This window comes from Pseudomonas sp. MPFS (assembly GCF_022537035.1).
Lineage (GTDB): Bacteria > Pseudomonadota > Gammaproteobacteria > Pseudomonadales > Pseudomonadaceae > Aquipseudomonas > Aquipseudomonas sessilinigenes.
Genome location: NZ_CP066123.1, coordinates 422,280 through 437,637, shown reverse-complemented (window position 1 = coordinate 437,637; position 15,358 = coordinate 422,280). Strand labels below are relative to the sequence as shown.

The 15,358-nt window shown below is 62.8% G+C and carries 17 protein-coding genes and 1 tRNA gene; 11 read left to right on the top strand and 7 right to left on the bottom strand.

All coding sequences use genetic code 11. The annotated features are described in order from the left end of the window. The first annotated feature begins 303 nt into the window (after positions 1-303). From I9018_RS01900 to I9018_RS01885, 4 genes are all read left to right on the top strand, one after another. Positions 304-2,529 (top strand): AsmA family protein, encoded by a 2,226-nt coding sequence (locus tag I9018_RS01900; protein ID WP_068589472.1) that lies wholly within the window; start codon positions 304-306, stop codon positions 2,527-2,529. Next, positions 2,526-3,593: an A/G-specific adenine glycosylase gene (gene mutY / locus I9018_RS01895; RefSeq protein WP_068589475.1), complete on the top strand. Its 1,068-nt coding sequence runs from the start codon at positions 2,526-2,528 to the stop codon at positions 3,591-3,593. The genes I9018_RS01900 and mutY overlap by 4 nt, the downstream gene beginning before the upstream one ends. Then, complete coding sequence (locus I9018_RS01890) at positions 3,590-3,862, top strand: oxidative damage protection protein (protein ID WP_068589478.1); 273 nt, start codon at positions 3,590-3,592, stop codon at positions 3,860-3,862. The genes mutY and I9018_RS01890 overlap by 4 nt, the downstream gene beginning before the upstream one ends. A gap of 106 nt (positions 3,863-3,968) precedes the next feature. Continuing rightward, a tRNA-Phe gene (locus I9018_RS01885) sits at positions 3,969-4,044 on the top strand. A 194-nt stretch (positions 4,045-4,238) separates the two neighbouring features. Here the strand turns inward: I9018_RS01885 and I9018_RS01880 are convergent. From I9018_RS01880 to I9018_RS01860, 5 genes are all read right to left on the bottom strand, one after another. After that, positions 4,239-4,763 (bottom strand): ATP-binding protein, encoded by a 525-nt coding sequence (locus I9018_RS01880; RefSeq protein WP_068589481.1) that lies wholly within the window; start codon positions 4,761-4,763, stop codon positions 4,239-4,241. Between the two features lie 34 nt (positions 4,764-4,797). Further along, the gene (locus I9018_RS01875) at positions 4,798-5,817 is read right to left on the bottom strand and encodes a MerR family transcriptional regulator (RefSeq protein ID WP_124345537.1); all 1,020 of its coding nucleotides are present in this window, start codon (positions 5,815-5,817) and stop codon (positions 4,798-4,800) included. 86 nt (positions 5,818-5,903) lie between these two features. Then, complete coding sequence (locus I9018_RS01870; protein ID WP_241108608.1) at positions 5,904-6,359, bottom strand: carboxypeptidase regulatory-like domain-containing protein; 456 nt, start codon at positions 6,357-6,359, stop codon at positions 5,904-5,906. 232 nt (positions 6,360-6,591) lie between these two features. Then, complete coding sequence (locus I9018_RS01865; protein ID WP_241108607.1) at positions 6,592-7,173, bottom strand: hypothetical protein; 582 nt, start codon at positions 7,171-7,173, stop codon at positions 6,592-6,594. 115 nt (positions 7,174-7,288) lie between these two features. Then, entirely contained in the window at positions 7,289-7,609 is a 321-nt protein-coding gene (locus I9018_RS01860; RefSeq protein ID WP_241108606.1) for an isochorismate lyase, read from the bottom strand. 120 nt (positions 7,610-7,729) lie between these two features. Here I9018_RS01860 and I9018_RS01855 point away from each other — a divergent pair, with 120 nt between their 5' ends. The 3 genes from I9018_RS01855 (at position 7,730) to I9018_RS01845 (ending at position 9,619) form a co-directional block, all read left to right on the top strand. Continuing rightward, positions 7,730-8,059, top strand: a complete 330-nt coding sequence (locus I9018_RS01855) for a hypothetical protein (protein ID WP_241108605.1) — start codon at positions 7,730-7,732, stop codon at positions 8,057-8,059. Between the two features lie 40 nt (positions 8,060-8,099). Further along, positions 8,100-9,074 (top strand): alpha/beta fold hydrolase, encoded by a 975-nt coding sequence (locus I9018_RS01850; RefSeq protein ID WP_241108604.1) that lies wholly within the window; start codon positions 8,100-8,102, stop codon positions 9,072-9,074. 134 nt (positions 9,075-9,208) lie between these two features. Beyond that, positions 9,209-9,619: a hypothetical protein gene (locus I9018_RS01845; protein ID WP_068589499.1), complete on the top strand. Its 411-nt coding sequence runs from the start codon at positions 9,209-9,211 to the stop codon at positions 9,617-9,619. A gap of 80 nt (positions 9,620-9,699) precedes the next feature. Here the strand turns inward: I9018_RS01845 and I9018_RS01840 are convergent, their stop codons facing one another. Together I9018_RS01840 and gabP are read right to left on the bottom strand one after the other, a co-directional pair. Continuing rightward, positions 9,700-10,020: a hypothetical protein gene (locus tag I9018_RS01840; protein WP_068589502.1), complete on the bottom strand. Its 321-nt coding sequence runs from the start codon at positions 10,018-10,020 to the stop codon at positions 9,700-9,702. A gap of 381 nt (positions 10,021-10,401) precedes the next feature. Further along, a complete protein-coding gene (gabP, locus tag I9018_RS01835) occupies positions 10,402-11,793 on the bottom strand; it encodes a GABA permease (protein ID WP_068589504.1) in 1,392 nt (463 codons plus the stop codon). A 555-nt stretch (positions 11,794-12,348) separates the two neighbouring features. Between gabP and I9018_RS01830 the strand changes: the two genes are divergently transcribed. From I9018_RS01830 to I9018_RS01815, 4 genes are all read left to right on the top strand, one after another. Then, positions 12,349-13,122 (top strand): ABC transporter ATP-binding protein, encoded by a 774-nt coding sequence (locus I9018_RS01830; RefSeq protein WP_068589507.1) that lies wholly within the window; start codon positions 12,349-12,351, stop codon positions 13,120-13,122. Between the two features lie 13 nt (positions 13,123-13,135). Beyond that, positions 13,136-13,897, top strand: coding sequence for an ABC transporter substrate-binding protein (locus tag I9018_RS01825; RefSeq protein ID WP_068589510.1), 762 nt, complete (start codon positions 13,136-13,138; stop codon positions 13,895-13,897). Between the two features lie 73 nt (positions 13,898-13,970). Continuing rightward, on the top strand, positions 13,971-14,666 hold the full coding sequence (locus tag I9018_RS01820) for an ABC transporter permease (protein WP_068589513.1): 696 nt from the start codon (positions 13,971-13,973) through the stop codon (positions 14,664-14,666). Next, positions 14,663-15,352 (top strand): ABC transporter permease, encoded by a 690-nt coding sequence (locus I9018_RS01815; RefSeq protein WP_068589516.1) that lies wholly within the window; start codon positions 14,663-14,665, stop codon positions 15,350-15,352. The genes I9018_RS01820 and I9018_RS01815 overlap by 4 nt, the downstream gene beginning before the upstream one ends. The last annotated feature ends 6 nt before the right edge of the window (positions 15,353-15,358 follow it).

Sequence of the window (15,358 nt, the reverse complement as noted above, 5' to 3'; positions counted from 1 at the left end):
AGCGACGCCCTCATCGGCCAGCACCGGAAAACCTCCAGCCACTCTCCTCCTGCACCTGCCAACAAAAACTCAGCGCGCAGGATCGGCGCCCCATCCAGAGCGGGCAATGGCACTCGAGCGCCGGGTACCTGTCCCAGAACTATGCCTGGCGCCATGGCCACCACACACAGGCACAAGCCCCGGGTGCCGATATGCCGGCAGCTGCAACGCAAACGCCCACAAGCGGTTTGGGTCCACAGTCACAGGGGCCGGAGCGTTATACTGCCCCGCTAAATTTTGAATTCGACATACAAGGACTCGCCCATGAAAGCGTTCGGCAAAATCCTGGGTCTGGTAATCCTCGGGCTGTTATTGATCGTCGTGGCTCTGGGCTTCGCCCTGACCCACCTGTTCGATCCCAACGACTACAAAGACGAAATCCGCCAGATTGCCCGCGACAAGGCCCATATCGAGCTGACTCTCAACGGCGACATCGGCTGGAGCCTGTTCCCCTGGCTCGGCCTGGAACTGCACGATGCCGCGGTAGCCACCCTGGCCAACCCGACCCAACCCTTTGCCGACCTGCAGATGCTTGGCCTGTCGGTGCGCGTGTTGCCATTGCTGCGTCGCGAAGTACAGATGAGCGATGTCCGGGTCGAGGGCCTGAACCTGCGCCTGAACCGCGACAAGGACGGCCACGGCAACTGGCAGGACATCGGCAAGGCCGCGCCGGCCGACCGTCAGGCCGAGACGCCTGCCACCAGCACCGGTGAAACCGGCGAGGCTGCGGCTAGCGCGGAAAAACCCGCGCAGCCGATCCGCCTGGATATCGACAGCCTGACGGTGAACAACGCCCGGGTCGAATACAACGACGAGCAGACTGGCAAGCAGTTCACCGCCGAGAGCATCCAGCTCAGCACCGGGCCGATCCACGAAGCCACCAACACCCCGGTCAAGCTCACGGCCTTCCTGGCCAGCAACCAGCCAGCGGTACGCGTGCGCACCGAACTCAATGGCGAACTGCGCTTCGACCGCGCCCTGCAGCGCTACCAGTTCGAGGACATGCGCCTGTCCGGCGAAGTGGCCGGCGACCCCTTGCAAGGCAAGACCGTGACCTTCTCCGCCCAAGGCCAGTTGCTGCTGGACAAGGCCGCCAACGTCGGCCAATGGACGGGCCTGAAAGTCTCTCTCAACCAACTGCGCGCCCTGGGTGAACTCAAGGTCAACGACCTGGACAAGGTGCCCCAGGTCAGCGGTGGAATCTCCATCGCCCAGTTCGACCTGGCGAAGTTCGTCGACAGTATCGGCCAGACCCTGCCGGCCATGGCCGAAGGCAGCCTGAGCAAGGTCGAGCTGGCCAGCCGCCTGCAAGCCACGCCCACCAGCCTGGCCCTGGAGGACCTGAACCTGAAGCTGGACGACAGCACCTTCAGCGGCCGCCTGGCCGTCGAGGACTTCGCCAAGCAATCCCTGCGCGCCCAGCTCAAGGCCGATACCTTCAATGTCGACCGCTATCTGCCGCCCAAGTCCGCGGCAGCCAACAGCGCCGCCTCGGCGCGCAAGGCCGAAGTACAGAGCAGCGAGGCCGATGCGATGGCAGGCGCCGGCACCACCCCCCTGCCCAACGCTCCGACCAAGGGCGCCTGGAGCACTGACCGGTTGTTGCCGGTGGAGCGCCTGGCCAAGCTCGACGTGGACGCCGACCTGAACTTCGGCAAGTTGACCCTGGACAAGCTGCCGATCCAGAACGCCGCCCTCAAGGCGTCCGGCCAGGGTGGCCTGCTGAAGCTCGAGAACCTGCGGGGCGAGCTGTACAACGGCAACTTCGAGGCCAGCGGTACCCTGGACGTGCGCCAGAGCACGCCACAACTGGGCCTGCAAACCCGAATCAGCCGGGTGCCGGTGGAGCGCATCCTGGAGAGCCAGGGCCAGACCCCACCGGTCAAGGGCCTGGTGACCCTGAACAGCAATCTCACCGGCAGCGGCAACAGCCAGAAGGCCCTGGTCGACAGCCTCAACGGCAATGTCGGCTTCAGCATCAACAACGGCGTGCTGCTCAACGCCAACATCGAGCAGCAACTGTGCCAGGGCATCGCGGTGCTCAATCGCAAGAACCTGACCAGCACCCCGCGTGGCAAGGACACTGCGTTCCAGGAACTCAAGGGCAACCTGACCCTGCGCAACGGCGTGGCCAGCAACCCGGACCTGAAAGTGCGCATCCCCGGCATGAGCGTCAACGGCAACGGTGATATCGACCTGCGCGTACTGGGCATGGACTACCGCGTGGGCATCATCGTCGAGGGCGACCTGAGCGATAACCCGGACCCGGCCTGCCAGGTGGGCGAGCGTTTCCGTGGCATCGAGCTGCCGCTGCGCTGCCGTGGCCCGCTGGAACTGGGCGCCAAGGCCTGCCGCCTGGACAAGGACGGCCTGGGCCAGGTGGCCGCCAAGCTGGCGGGCGACCGCCTCAAGGAGAAGATCGACGAGAAACTCGGCGACAAGGTCAGCCCGGAACTGAAGAACGCGATCAAGGGGCTGTTCAAGCGATGAGAGCCGAGGCTTTTTCCAGCGCGGTGCTGGACTGGTACGACCGTCACGGGCGCCACGACCTGCCCTGGCAACAGGACATCAACCCGTACCGAGTCTGGGTCTCGGAGATCATGCTGCAACAGACCCAGGTCAGCACGGTGCTCAATTACTTCGATCGCTTCATGGCCTCCCTGCCCACGGTGCAAGCCCTGGCCGAAGCGCCGGAAGACGAAGTGCTGCACCTGTGGACCGGCCTGGGCTACTACACCCGGGCGCGCAACCTGCAAAAGACCGCGAAGATCGTGGTGGCCGAATACGGCGGCGAGTTCCCCCGCGACGTGGAGAAACTCACCGAGCTGCCAGGCATCGGCCTGTCCACCGCCGGGGCCATCGCCAGCATCAGCATGGGCCTGCGGGCGCCAATCCTCGACGGCAACGTCAAGCGGGTCCTGGCGCGCTTCACGGCCCAGGAGGGCTATCCGGGCGAGCCCAAGGTGGCCAAGCAGTTGTGGGCGACCGCCGAACGCTTCACCCCCCACGCACGGGCCAACCACTACACCCAGGCGATGATGGACCTGGGGGCGACCCTGTGCACCCGCAGCAAGCCCAGCTGCCTGCTGTGCCCCCTGGAACGACATTGCGAAGCGCACATGCTCGGCCTGGAAACCCGCTACCCAGTGCCCAAGCCGCGCAAGGAAGTCCCCCAGAAGCGCACCCTGATGCCGATGCTGGCCAACCGCGAAGGCGCCATCCTGCTCTACCGCCGCCCCTCCAGCGGCCTCTGGGGTGGGCTCTGGAGCCTGCCGGAGCTCGATGACCTGGACGACATCCGGCACCTGGCCCTGCAACATTCCCTGGAGCTGGGTCAACAACAGCAGATGCCCGCTCTGGTACACACCTTCAGCCACTTCCAGCTGGCCATCGAGCCCTGGCTGATCCGGGTCGAAGAGTCGGCCCTGCACGTCGCCGAGGCCGACTGGCTCTGGTATAACCTCGCCACCCCGCCGCGCCTGGGCCTTGCCGCCCCGGTGAAGACACTGCTCAAACGCGCGGCTGAAGTATTGAATGCAGGAGAGTCGTCATGACCCGCACCGTAATGTGCCGCAAGTACCAAGAAGAACTGCCAGGCCTGGAACGCCCTCCGTACCCGGGCGCCAAGGGCCAGGATATCTACGAGCATGTCTCGGCCAAGGCCTGGGGCGACTGGCAGAAACACCAGACCCTGCTGATCAACGAAAAGCGCCTGAACATGATGAACGCCGAGGATCGCAAGTTCATCCAGGCGGAAATGGACAAGTACTTCTCCGGCGAGGAATACGCCAAGGCCGAAGGTTACGTGCCGCCAGCGGAGTAAAACCGCTGCAAATCCGGGGGGCGGATCGTAAGCGGCGGTAATAATTAAACTTTTTTTCAAAACTTGCTTGACGCCCCCCTGAAAAACCCGTTTAATGCGCCCCGTTGCCCAGATAGCTCAGTCGGTAGAGCAGGGGATTGAAAATCCCCGTGTCGGCGGTTCGATTCCGTCTCTGGGCACCACCTTAAGTTTTCAGGTGGTGCCAAGCACACCTGAAGACACACAGAAAGCCCGCCTAGTGCGGGCTTTTTGCTTTCTATGGTTTGCCAGCCGATTCGGCCTGGAGCCCCGCTCCCAGCAAGGCCGCGATACGCCCCACTGCCAGCATCAGGCAGCGCGCAAGCAGAGCGCTTGAGTGGCGCGCCGCACCTGGCACCTATTCACGATCGGTGAATACCACCCGCGCGCTGGCCAGCTCCTCCGCCTCCGGAGCCTCGAACACGCTTTCAGCAAAATCGAACATCGGCGGAGTGATCTCCATGACGTAGGTTTGCCCCCGCTGTTCATTGCGGCGTGCCACTCGACTGCGCCGCACTTCCGGCTCCGCGGTGACGTAGTGAAGTACGGCCGGGCTGGCATGCCGAGCAGCAAAGGCATAAGCCGTATCGCGTCGCTGGCGGCGAAGAAAGCCCAGGTCGAGGATGACGGAACCGCCGCAGCGCAACACCTCGCCAGCCATCGAGTAGATGACTGCCTCGCAACGATCCACTCGCTCGGCGAACCAGGCAGGGTTCATTGCCTGGACAGTGGTGCCCGGCGCAATGTCCGGCGCAAACAACTTGGCCATCCACGCATCCATCGAGAAAACCACGGCGCTACCGCCGCTCGAGAGTTCATGGGCATAAGTGGACTTGCCCGCTCCCACGGGCCCGCAAACCAGGTGGACAGCATTGTGTTCCATGATCAATTCCCTATTGAAAGTTCGGCAACACGATTTAGATCAGCGCCAGAGCGCGGCGGATGAATTGCGACAGCGAGTCGTCCAGGCCCGTGTATCGACTCAGGCCAGGTTCTTGCTCATAGGCATGGCGCACCTTGCGCTCAAGCTCCGGGTCGTCACCGTAATGGGAGGCCCGAAACAACCCCCACCACTGTCGAGCCAGTTCCTGCATGCCAGGGGATGCGGCTTCGAGGCCGTTGCGCTGATGCTCGCGGGCCAGCGCGATCAAGGGCTGCCACTGCCAGAGATGCTCGAGTTGGCGCCGGGTCAGGTCTCTCTGCTCGGTGGGGGTCAGGTAGTTGCCCAATAGCGCTACTCGAGCATGTGTGAATGCCGTCATGACCCAATCCAGCATGGCGTCATGAATGCCATTGAGTTGCTGCGCTCGCCGGGAGTTGCGCTGGAGCGCCGTCAGCTTGAAGGCCAGCCCGGTATCCTCTGCGACGGTCAAGTGCACCAGGCGCATCCAGCGCCATGCCAGTGCCTGCGCATGCGCACAGTGATCTGGCATCTGCGCCGCCATGGCTGACTGGACATCGGCCACCAGCACTTCCCAGTCCCGCTCAAGATCGTCCAGCCGCTCCTCTACAGCCAGCAAGGCAGCGATCTCGCTCTCGGACAAGACCTCCTCTTGCAGCACCAGCATCTCCAGCCTGTCGATCCAGTCGACGCCGAGGAGCACAGCACCTTTGCACACCGTCTGGTTCAGCCTCAGCAGGCGCACGCGCAGCTTCTCGATCTGGCGTTGCTGCACAGCCAGGGATTCGAGTTGCCGGGAAATGAGCTCTGCGGGAGACAGGCTGTCCGCTTGCAGCATCTGCTTGATCTGGTCCAGCGAATGCCCGCCCTGCTTGAGCAACTGGATACGCCCCAAACGAGCGGCGTCGGCTGGTGAATACAGCCGACTACCGCCATTGGAGCGTGCGGATGGAGAAAGCAGTCCCAGCCCATCGTAATGATGCAAGGTGCGCACTGTAACGCCAGCCCTGAGAGCCAGTTCACCGATCTTCAACATTCCTCACCTGCCTATCCATGCCGAGCAATGATTGAAGACAGCATAAATCCTCACGCTACGTCAGGTTCAAGCCCCCAGGGCCGCGCTCAAAAGCTATCCCAATGGACGTTGAGATCGCGCCGGGCGCTAGCGGCGACATCGATCGTGCTACGCCGTTCGAGGCCCTTGCGGGTAGTGACGACCTGGAACTTGCCGGGGGGCAGTTGCACATAGACGATCGGCCCTACCCCGGCCAGGTTCAGCAGGGAATGCCCCTGGGCATTCTCGATCGCCACGTCCACATCCGAGGTGTACTGGTTCTGCGGGCCGACGGAAAACGTCAGGTGCAGGTTGTAGCCCCTGACCTGCTGGATAGCCCGCGACTCGTCCAGGCCGATCCCGCCACTGAGATAGGCGATACCGTTCTGCTGTTGCGGCACCAGCTGGACGCCGGCCGGATCGATCGGCTCGCTGCTGGCGACGGCGCCCAGTGCACTGGGCGATGCCAACGCAAGCAGCAACACGGCTAGCGCCGACATGACACCGATGGAAGAGCATTTCATGATGACCACTCCCGGGTTCGCTTCGAACCACTGCAATGGGACGCCACCATCAAGCCTCCAGCCCCAGGATCGGTAGCGCCCGGGCCTCCCCTATTGCATCTCGAATGGCCAAGCCACGGCAGCCTTGCACAGCCGGCCCGCCTCAAGCTCCCAAATGTCAGTGTACGCCCCGAGATCGGCGGTTTTAGACCGATTCGGCACCATGGCTTGAGCAAAGGCGCCTAAGGCCGACTCAGTCCGCCCCAGACGCCATCAGCCCCTCGAGCGCGGCATCGGCCTCGGCCCGCTGCGCCGGGGTCGGTCCGCCGGCGAACCGGCTGCGCCCCTGGTCCAGGGCCAGGTAGGCGTTGTCGCCATCGCCCCAGATGTAGGAGTAGATGAACAGGAAGCTGTCGGAGTCGGGCTGGCAGAAGGCGGCGACGCCACGCAAGGGCGCCAGCAGCTGGATCATCTCGCCGTAGTTGTCGGTGAACTCCAGCAACGCGAACTGCCAGCGGCCGGTGCGCGGATCATAGTGCGAAGCGCTACCCTGCCCCGCCCAGATCTGCACCACCTCCTGCAGGCTGCGCGCACCGGAATCCTGCAACCACTGAGCATCGACCCGCGCCGAGCCGTACATGTCCTTGCTGTCGAACCACTTCTGCCAATCGCCATAGGAGATCGCCGGGCGTGGCGCCGCCGCCATGGCGTTGGCGTATTGCTCGGGAGTCATGGTGCAACGCAAGTACACCGAGGAGGGCTCGCTGGCCTGCGCCTGCCCGGTCACCACCAATAGCGCCGCCAGCGCCAGCCCTGTCCATGAGCGAAATTGCATCGTTGTCGTTCCTGATCGATCAAGAAAAAGCCGCCAGCATACCCGCACCGATACAGATCAAGCGCGCGTCTGGGCGCAACACGATCCGCTCAACACCGGGCACCGACCTACCACCTCAAGCAGGCGCCTGCGCCGCCTGCCAATGCTTCATCTCCTCGGCAATGAAATGCTGCACCAAGTCGCTGTACAGCTTCTCGATCGCGTCCGCGCTCAGGCCTTCGGCCTCGGCCCATCCGCGGCGGGTGGCGAGCATCGCCTTGAAGCGCTCCTCGGCCCGTACGGTGGCCGCCGAAGTCTTGAACTTCGACGCGGCCAGCACGTACTTGAAACGCGCGCCCAGCAACGCAATGACCGCCCGATCCAGGGTGTCGATTTCCCGGCGGATATCGTCCATGCCCTGGCATTGTTCCGGGCTCATCTGGTGCTTCACTTCCATGCTCAAGGCTCCATTGACGTCTAGGGATACCCGGCCTTGGCCGGCCCGGATTATTCCCATGGCGGCGCATGGGAGTAAAGTTGTGGCTCGCGCCCATCCGACCGCCAAGGAACTGCTCGCGTGAACCAGAAGAGAACCCGAATCCCCCTGCCCCACCCCAAGCCCGGCAAGACTGGCAGGGGGGCCTGGGTATTCCTGCTGATCGGTAGCGTGCTGTTGGCACTCACTGCACTGCTGGGCTGGACCCTGGGGAGCGCGGTGCGCCAGGGCGTGATTGTCACCAGCAACCGCGCCGGCCCGAAGCTCGCCTATAGCCTGGAGCTGCAGCCCACCCAGTTCTACGCCGAACTGCTCTGGCAGGGCACCACCACTGTGCTACTGGGCGCACTGGCAGTTGCCGCGCTGTGGGTTGGCCGGTTATTAATGAGCACCGACAAACGCCGCCGCTGAACCTGAACCCCTCACTCCGGCCATCCAGGAACAACCTCCCATGTCCCTGCTGTCACCCCCCGAACAGCCCGTCTCGGACCCCGCCAAGGTCGAGCCTGCCAGCGGCCCCAGCGAGAGTTTCAACGAACCGGCCGCAGACGGTTTCCTGATTGGCGGCTTTGCCTGGCGCCACGCCCAGCCTGATCCGCAGCGCCCGGTAGTGATCATCAGCGCCGCCACCTCGGTGCGCTGCCGTTATTACTTCCGCTTCGCCGACTACCTGTTCGCCCACGGCTTCGACGTCATGACCTATGACTACCGCGGCATCGGTGAATCCCGCCCAGCGGCCCTCAAGGGCTTCAAGGCCTCCTGGTCGGATTGGGGCGCCCTGGACTTCGAGGCCATGCTCAAACGCGCCCAGCGAGAGTTTCCCGGGCAACCGATCGACATTGTGGGCCACAGCTTCGGCGGCTGCGCGGCAGGCCTTGGCGAGTCGGCTGGACAAATCCGCCGCATAGCCACCATGGGGGCGCAATTCGCCTACTGGCGCGATTACGCCCCACAAGTGCGCTGGCGCATGCTGGGCAAATGGCACCTGGCAATGCCCCTGCTGACACGCCTCTACGGTTACTTCCCCGGCAAACGCCTGGGCTGGATGGAGGATACGCCGGCCGGGGTGGTCAGCGACTGGAGCACTCCCCACCCTCGTTACGAGGGACGCCCCAGCGGCCGCAGGATCGCCGCCGAGCGCAATGGTCAGCCCTTCGCCCACGTCACGGCACCGATCCTGGCCATCAGCCTCAGCGACGACCCGTTCGGCACCGTGGCCGCCATCGAGCGCTTGCTGGGCTATTTCCACAACAGCCCACGCACTCACCTGCGCATTTCCCCGCAAGACATCGGCGAAACCGAGGTCGGCCACTTCGCGTTCTTCCACAGCCGTTTCGAAACCCGGCTCTGGCCGATCATGCTGGGTTGGCTGCGCCACGGCGAGCTGGACAGCCGCAGCCCTGGGCGCATCGTCCCTCGCCCCTGAGCGGCCCAGGACGGCACCTCCCGGCCGATGGCAGGTGCCCCGCCCTCGATTTACTGGCATCCTTGCCCGCCTGACCGGGCGCCACCCTGCGGCGCCCCATGCGATACACCTTCAGGCAACAAGGTAAGACGCCCATGGCATCTGCGAACAAGCAACAGAAAAGGGCCCAGCGGGCGAAAACCAAGGCCAAGCAAAACCGCGCCAAGCGCACTGCACCGACCTCGGAGCTGGACCTGGACCCCAACGACAGCCGCATCGATTTCGAGTCGGTGGACCTGACCGAGCTGTTCGTGAAAATGCGCGAAGCCGAGAAAACCAGCCAGCAAGCCATGTGCGCGACATTCCTGGCGGACCCGCTGCTGGAGTTGGTGTACGAACAGGAAGGCGAAGAAGGCGCCACCGACTTCATCCTCGCGGCACTGATCGAATACCGGAACTGGTCCACCGAGGCCGACGAAGCCACGGCGCTGGCCTGGATCGAGTCCGAATCCTTCCAGGCCGACTATGTCGCCGCTTCCCAGGCACTGTTCAGCGACAAAGGCTGAGGGCTGCCGGCAGGCATGAAAAAAGGGCGCATCCAGTGGATGCGCCCTTTTGCATTTCAGCTACGAGAGCTGCCCGATACTCAGGCCGCTTCCAGCCGCGGGATTTCCATGCCGATGCGCGAGCTGGCGAAGTTCAGGTCGCCGCTGGCAATGGACTGGGCCTTGAAGCCGGCACCGATCAGGTCACGGACGAACAGCTTGTTGTAAATGAACATGAACACCAGGTTGCTCAGGCCAAAGGTGAACATGGACAGCAGGAACATGATGGCTGCCCATTTCCAGTCGGCGCGGAACAGAGCCGGGATAAAGCCGAAGAAGAACACGGTCCAGGAAAAACCAACTGGCGCTTCCTTGATGGCTCCGGTGTTCGGGTTTTTGAAGATGATTTTAGTGAACGCCATGCGCGTCTCCTTGCCGCCCCATATTGAGGAACCAATGACCGGGCGATCACCATTGGAACCTGAATGCTCAGTTCTTCGAGATGGGACCATCGGCCACGCCAAAGACAGGCGCAGACAAGTCAGGAGCAGGAAAGGCGAAGCAGGTGCAAGGTAGGTGGCAACGGATCCGAAGTTCCGACAAGCGTTCAATCCCTTGTACTACAGCGCTATTCCTTAGCTCCTCTCACGCTGGCACGCAAGAGCTCTTATCGAAGAGCGCGCAGGCTACTATTTCGCCTGCATGCTGTCCACGAAACGCCATGTAACAAGTCTCAAATCCAATAAAAAAGGCCGCTGTCAATGCTGGCAGCGGCCTTTTCCTGCTCTCAAGCGTTCAACCTGTCAACTCAAGGCCAGGGCACCGTTGCGCTCCAGCTTGCGTCGACGCGCCACCAGAAGCCCGGCAACCACCACGATGATGCTCAGCAAGCCGGTGGCGAGGATCTCGGTCTGGTGCTCCGGCTGGCACAGCATGATGCCCAGGATCGCCACAATGAATACGATCACCGCATAGGTCAGGCCGGGAAACAGCCACATGCGAAAGGCAATTTTCTCGCCGGCGGCCATGCGTTTTTGGCGCATGCGCAATTGCGATACCGCGATCACCAGGTACACCAGCAGCGCAATGGCACCGGAACTGGCCAGCAGGAACTCGAACACCGCAGCCGGCGCTACATAGTTGGCGAATACCGCGAGAAAGGCTGCGGCAGTGGACAGGATCACCGCCCAATAAGGCGTACCGCTGGCATTGGTGCGCTTGGCGGCAGCCGGCGCATCACCACGCTTGCCCAGGGAGAAGAGCATGCGCGAGGCCGTGTAGAGCGCCGAGTTCAGGCAACTGGTCACAGCCACCAGCACCACCAGGTCGACGATCAGCTTGGCATTGGGAATCCCCATGCGCTCCAGCACAGTCTGGTAGGAACCGACCTGGGCCAGGCTTGGGTCGTTCCATGGCACCAGGGCCACGACGATAAAGATCGACACCAGGTAGAACAGGCCGATCCGCCAGATCACCGAATTGGTGGCCTTGGTGATCTGCTTGCCCGGGTTGTGGGACTCGGCCGCGGCGATGGTGACGATCTCGGTCCCCATGAACGAGAACATGGTGGTCAGCATTGCCGCCAGCACCGCGCCCAGACCGTTGGGCATGAAGCCCTGGGTATCGACCAGATGCGCGACGCCACTGACCTGGCTATTGGGCAACAGGCCACAGATGGCCGCCAGGCCCAGGATCACGAAACCGATGATGGCCACCACCTTGATCAGGGCGAACCAGAACTCGAACTCACCGTAGTTCTTCACGCTGAACAGGTTGGTGGCAGTCAGCAGCAGGGTGATCACCAGGGTAAAGACCCAGATCGCCACACCAGGGAACCAGGCATGCAGGATGGTGGCGGCGGCATTGGCTTCCAATGGGATCACCAACACCCAGAACCACCAGTACAGCCAACCGATGGTGAAACCGGCCCAGTGCCCGATGGCACGGTCGGCATAGGTCGAGAACGAACCCGTGTCCGGCGAGGCAACCGCCATTTCCGCCAGCATGCGCATGACCAGCACCACCAGGGTACCGGCGGCGGCATAGGCCAGGAGTACGGCCGGACCGGCCTCGGCAATGGCATGGCCGGAACCGACGAAGAGACCGGCACCGATGACGCCAGCGATCGACAGCATCGTCACATGCCGTGGTTTGAGCCCCTGTTCGAGGTCATTGGAGAGTTGCGTACCGCTCATGGAAAGCACCTTTGCAACGAAAAAAGACTAACTCCACCCGGCTTGCATTCGTTCTCGTAAAAAGAAATCAACAGGGCGTGCTTTATTTCATACGCAAGATTTGCGCCAAAATGTTACAGAGCCCCAGGCATCGCGGGTTGGCCAACCGACCGGCGGAGATTCGCAAGTACTTGAGAACAATGGCATTTCGCCACGGCGTTACCAGGCAACCCAATTGCAGAGCGAAATCGCGCACCAGAAACACACCCGGAAAGTAGCGAATGCCCAATTAAGAAGCGGATCGATGACCTTTGGCCCGTTAACCCTTCCAACACCCGGCCAAAGCTGGCACCATCGCGCCTTTTTTTACGCGACACCCGCCGGATTCAGGGTTCAAACGGGCGTTCGGTTGTTGATGGGGCGACAGTCAGCTGTGCCGATGCGACAACCTGTCACATGCCCCCCGTTTACCTCCGGCAGTGCTGTTGGCTGCGATTCGAACCCTATGCTAGCTTGGCGCCTCGCCAGGAAGGCAGCCCAACAGCAGGAGCACAATGAACTCTATGAGGACCGCACATGGCTGAGGCCACGCCCGCGCTTGAAATCCGCAACTTGCACAAACGCTACGGCTCCCAGGAGGTACTAAAGGGTATCTCGCTGACCGCACGCGACGGTGACGTGATATCGATCCTGGGTTCCTCCGGTTCCGGCAAGTCCACTTTCCTACGCTGCATCAACCTGCTGGAAAACCCGCACCAGGGCCAGATCCTGGTGGCCGGTGAAGAGCTCAAGCTCAAGGCCGCGAAGAACGGCGAGCTGATAGCCGCCGATGGCAAGCAGATCAACCGCTTGCGCAGCGAGATCGGTTTCGTATTCCAGAACTTCAATCTCTGGCCGCACATGACGGTGCTCGACAACATCATCGAAGCGCCACGCCGAGTGCTGGGCCAGAGCAAGGCCGAGGCCATCGAGAGCGCCGAGGCCCTTTTGGCCAAGGTCGGCATTGCCGACAAGCGCCACGCCTACCCGGCCCAACTGTCCGGCGGCCAGCAGCAGCGTGCCGCCATCGCCCGGACCCTGGCGATGCAACCCAAGGTCATCCTGTTCGACGAGCCGACCTCGGCCCTGGACCCGGAAATGGTCCAGGAAGTCCTCAATGTGATCCGCGCCCTGGCCGAAGAAGGCCGCACCATGTTGCTGGTCACCCATGAAATGAGTTTTGCCCGCCAGGTCTCCAGCGAAGTGGTGTTCCTGCACCAGGGTCTGGTAGAAGAGCAAGGTTCGCCGCAGCAGGTCTTCGAGAACCCGCTTTCGGCACGCTGCAAACAATTCATGTCCAGCAACCGCTAACGGAGCTAAACGCATGCAGAGCTATAAGAAAATCCTCCTGGCCGCTGCCGTCACCCTGGCCTTCAGCGCCAGCGCTGCCGCCGAGACCCTGAAGATGGGCATCGAGGCAGCCTACCCACCGTTCAACAACAAGGACGCCAGTGGCCAGGTCGTCGGTTTCGACAAGGACATCGGCGACGCCCTGTGCGCCAAGATGAAAGTCGAGAAGTGCGAAGTGGTCACCTCCGACTGGGACGGCATCATCCCGGCCCTGAACGCCAAGAAGTTCGACTTCCTGGTGTCCTCGCTGTCGATCACCGACGAGCGCAAGCAGGCGGTGGATTTCACCGATCCGTACTACTCCAACAAGCTGCAGTTCATCGCACCGAAGAAGGTCGACTTCAAGGTCGAGAAGTCCTACCTCAAGGGCAAGGTGATCGGTGCCCAGCGCGCGACCCTGGCTGGCACCTGGCTGGACGACCGCAACATGGAAGACGACTACGGCGTCAGCATCAAGCTCTACGACACCCAGGAAAACGCCTACCTCGACCTGCTCTCCGGTCGCCTGGACGGCATCCTCGCCGACAAGTACGTGCAGTACGAATGGCTCAAGAGCAAGGACGGCCAGAACTTCGAGTTCAAGGGCGAGCCTGTGGTGGAAAGCGACAAGATCGGTATCGCCGTGCGCAAGGGCGACCCACTGCGCGAGCGCCTGAACAAGGCCCTGGCCGAGATCAAGGCCGACGGCACCTACAAGAAGATCAACGACAAGTACTTCCCTTTCAGCATCGAATGATCCTGAACTGCCTGGCCGGCGCACTCCCCTGAGTGCGCCGCTCCTCTGCAACGCCTTGCGATATGACTAGACCATGAATCTCGACCTTTACGGATTCGGCCCGGCGCTCGCCGCTGGCGCGCTGATGACCGTCAAACTGGCACTCTCGGCGCTGTGCCTGGGGCTGGTGCTCGGCCTGGCCGGTGCCCTGGCCAAGACTTCGCCCTACAGGCCCCTGCAATGGCTGGGCGGCGCCTATTCGACCGTAGTGCGTGGCGTTCCGGAGCTGCTCTGGGTCCTGCTGATCTATTTCGGCACGGTCAACGGCATGCGTGCCCTGGGGGAGTTTCTCGGCAACCCCGACCTCGAACTCAACGCTTTCTCCGCCGGGGTCATCGCCCTCGGCCTGTGCTTTGGCGCCTATGCCACGGAGGTGTTCCGTGGCGCGCTGCTGGCCATTCCCAAGGGCCATCGTGAGGCCGGCCTGGCCCTGGGCCTGTCGAAATGGCGGATCTTCACCCGGCTGATCATGCCGCAGATGTGGCGCGTGGCCCTGCCGGGCCTGGGCAACTTGTTCATGATCCTGATGAAGGACACCGCACTGGTCTCGGTGATCGGCCTTGAAGAAATCATGCGCCATGCGCAGATCGGCGTGACCGTCACCAAGCAACCGTTCACCTTCTATATGGTCGCCGCCTTCATGTACCTGGGCCTGACCATCCTGGCCATGATCGGCATGCACTTCCTGGAAAAACGCGCCGCTCGCGGCTTCGCAAGGAGCGCCCAATGAACTGGGAAGTGATCATCAAGTGGCTGCCGAAGCTGGCCCAGGGTGCAACCCTGACCCTGGAGCTGGTAGCCATCGCCGTCATCGCCGGCCTGCTGCTGGCGATCCCCCTGGGCATCGCCCGCTCGTCGCGCCTGTGGTACGTGCGCGCCCTGCCCTATGCCTACATTTTCTTCTTCCGCGGTACGCCGCTGCTGGTGCAACTGTTCCTGGTGTACTACGGCCTCGCGCAGTTCGACAGCGTGCGCGAAAGCTCCCTGTGGCCCTACCTGCGGGACCCGTTCTGGTGCGCCACCGCCACCATGACCCTGCACACCGCGGCCTATATCGCCGAAATCCTGCGGGGCGCGATCCAGGCCATTCCACCTGGAGAAATCGAAGCGGCACGGGCCCTGGGCATGTCCCGGCCCAAGACCCTGTTCTACATCATCCTGCCGCGAGCAACGCGCATCGGCCTGCCGGCCTACAGCAACGAAGTGATCCTGATGCTCAAGGCCAGTGCCCTGGCCAGTACCGTGACCCTGCTGGAACTGACCGGCATGGCCCGGACCATCATTGCCCGGACCTACCTGCCGGTGGAGATCTTCTTCGCCGCCGGGCTGTTCTACCTGCTGATGGCCTACATCCTGGTGCGCGGCTTCAAGCTGCTGGAGCGCTGGTTGCGGGTCGAGGCCTGCCAGGGACGCTGAGTCCCT

Bases quoted from the DNA above. Each gene is read 5' to 3' on its own strand.
- I9018_RS01900 (WP_068589472.1), top strand. From the start codon at position 304: ATGAAAGCGTTCGGCAAAATCCTGGGTCTGGTAATCCTCGGGCTGTTA.
- mutY (WP_068589475.1), top strand. From the start codon at position 2,526: ATGAGAGCCGAGGCTTTTTCCAGCGCGGTGCTGGACTGGTACGACCGT.
- I9018_RS01890 (WP_068589478.1), top strand. From the start codon at position 3,590: ATGACCCGCACCGTAATGTGCCGCAAGTACCAAGAAGAACTGCCAGGC.
- I9018_RS01880 (WP_068589481.1), bottom strand. From the start codon at position 4,763: ATGGAACACAATGCTGTCCACCTGGTTTGCGGGCCCGTGGGAGCGGGC.
- I9018_RS01875 (WP_124345537.1), bottom strand. From the start codon at position 5,817: ATGTTGAAGATCGGTGAACTGGCTCTCAGGGCTGGCGTTACAGTGCGC.
- I9018_RS01870 (WP_241108608.1), bottom strand. From the start codon at position 6,359: ATGAAATGCTCTTCCATCGGTGTCATGTCGGCGCTAGCCGTGTTGCTG.
- I9018_RS01865 (WP_241108607.1), bottom strand. From the start codon at position 7,173: ATGCAATTTCGCTCATGGACAGGGCTGGCGCTGGCGGCGCTATTGGTG.
- I9018_RS01860 (WP_241108606.1), bottom strand. From the start codon at position 7,609: ATGGAAGTGAAGCACCAGATGAGCCCGGAACAATGCCAGGGCATGGAC.
- I9018_RS01850 (WP_241108604.1), top strand. From the start codon at position 8,100: ATGTCCCTGCTGTCACCCCCCGAACAGCCCGTCTCGGACCCCGCCAAG.
- I9018_RS01845 (WP_068589499.1), top strand. From the start codon at position 9,209: ATGGCATCTGCGAACAAGCAACAGAAAAGGGCCCAGCGGGCGAAAACC.
- I9018_RS01840 (WP_068589502.1), bottom strand. From the start codon at position 10,020: ATGGCGTTCACTAAAATCATCTTCAAAAACCCGAACACCGGAGCCATC.
- gabP (WP_068589504.1), bottom strand. From the start codon at position 11,793: ATGAGCGGTACGCAACTCTCCAATGACCTCGAACAGGGGCTCAAACCA.
- I9018_RS01830 (WP_068589507.1), top strand. From the start codon at position 12,349: ATGGCTGAGGCCACGCCCGCGCTTGAAATCCGCAACTTGCACAAACGC.
- I9018_RS01825 (WP_068589510.1), top strand. From the start codon at position 13,136: ATGCAGAGCTATAAGAAAATCCTCCTGGCCGCTGCCGTCACCCTGGCC.
- I9018_RS01820 (WP_068589513.1), top strand. From the start codon at position 13,971: ATGAATCTCGACCTTTACGGATTCGGCCCGGCGCTCGCCGCTGGCGCG.
- I9018_RS01815 (WP_068589516.1), top strand. From the start codon at position 14,663: ATGAACTGGGAAGTGATCATCAAGTGGCTGCCGAAGCTGGCCCAGGGT.